Source organism: Microbacterium sp. 13-71-7 (assembly GCF_002257455.1).
Classification (GTDB): Bacteria; Actinomycetota; Actinomycetes; order Actinomycetales; family Microbacteriaceae; genus Microbacterium.
The window spans coordinates 1-1,831 of sequence record NZ_NCKN01000395.1; the positions used below are offsets into that span (position 1 = coordinate 1).

Below are 1,831 nucleotides of genomic sequence, written 5' to 3' on the forward strand. Positions count from 1 at the left end.
CGCCGTCTCGGAGATCGTGTAGACCTGCCCGCTGCGTCCCAGCAAGGGGCCGACGATGTTGCTCTGGATGCCGGACGCCGTACCGGTCGTCGTCGCCGTGTTGGCGGTGCTGTCGACGTTGCCGACCGTGAGGGTGAACTGATCGCCCGCCGTGTAACGCCCCTGCGGCAGGTTCTTCTGCAGGACCATCGTGTTCGGGTAGATGCAGCTGGCCATGTCGACCCAGCCGGTGGTCCCCGCCGCGGAGGAGACCTGCGCGCCCGTGGCCGGATCGACCTGCATGATGGTCGACGCGCCGGTCGTGGTGGAGCGAGCACCGATCACCAGGTTGCCGTTGGGGCCGAACGCGACGGAGTTGTACTGACCCGAGTTCCCCGGGAGGGAGCTCGTGATCGTGGTCGCCGTGAGCGGGACGTCTCCGGCGGTCGTCGGCAGCGGACCGTTCACCCGGGAGACGATCCCGGAGGCGGTGTCGCTCGCGTTGGAGACGATGTAGAGGTTGCCGGCCGCGTCGAACGCGATGTCGCCGTTCGCGGAGGAGCCCATCCCGCTGATCGACCCCATGTAGCCGATCGGAGTGTTCGTGAGCGTGTTGAACCCGTAGTAGTACCAGATGCCCGTGGGGGTGTCCGGCACCCAGACGTAGTAGTAGATCCCGGTCAGCGGGTCGATAGCGCCCGCGATGACGTTGAGGAGCGATCCGCTGACGTTCGTCCCGAACGTGGACGTCTGCCCCGTCGACGCGTCATAACGGAGGATCGTGCCCGCAGTCCGATCCAGCGCCCAGATGTACTTCCCCGCCTGACCGAGCGCGAGGGCGTTCACGATGTCGCCCGAGGGCACGGTGAACGAGCCGTTCGCCGTCTGCGCGCCCGTCGTGGGATTCGTCAGATAGATGCCTCCGGGGGTGGTCACGGAGTACACGGAGGTCGAGCCGCAGGTGAAAGCCGACGGAGGCGACACCGTGGCGTTCGTGATCGTGCAGACGATCTTCGCCCCGCCGGTGGAGTTGTTCGGCATCGTGAAACTGCCGCTCGCCCCCGCCCCGGACGCGACCACGGCATTGCCGTTCGCCTGATCGACGCAGGACCACGTGCTGGTGTAGTTGCTCAGGCTCCCTGACGACGCGGTCTCGGAGATGGTGTAGACCTGCCCGCTCTGACCGAGCAGCGGACCCACGACGTTGCCCTGAATACCGGACGCCGTGCCCGTGGTCGTCGCCGTGTTGGCCGAGCTGGTGACGTTCCCGATCGTGAGCTTGAACTGATCGCCCGTCGCGAACCGCCCCGAAGGGAGGTTCTTCTGAAGAGTCATCGTGTTCGGGTAGGAGCAGCTGGCCATGTCGATCTGCGCGATCGTTCCCTGAGCCTGCGAGATCACCGCGCCGGTCGCCGGGTTGACCAGCTCGACATAGCCCGCGGCGCCCGCGGGGTCGCTGGTGCCGATCACGATGTTGCCGTTGGGACCGAAGGCCACCGAGTTGTACTGGCCTCCGTTGGCCGGCAGGTTGCTGGTGATCGTGGTGGCGTTCAGCGTGACATTGCCGGCTGTCGTGGGCAACGGGCCGTTCACACGCGAGAGGGTTCCCGGCGAGGTCAGATCGGCGTTGGAGACGATGTACATGTTGCCGGCCGGATCGAACGCGATGTCTCCGTTCACGGCGGAGCCCATCCCATTGATCTGCCCGATATAGCCGAGTCCTGTGTTGGTGTTCGTGTCGAACCCGTAGATGTACCAGATGCCGGTCGCCGGGTTCGGCGCCCAGATGTAGTAGAAGATGCCGGTCGCGGGGTTGATCGCGCCGGCGATGGTCGGCAGGCCGAGCGAGGTG

Annotated in this window: 1 pseudogene; it reads right to left on the bottom strand. The window is 66.2% G+C overall.

The annotated features are described in order from the left end of the window. Positions 1-1,831 (bottom strand): annotated as a pseudogene (locus B7X32_RS20700) (hypothetical protein); the annotation flags it as partial.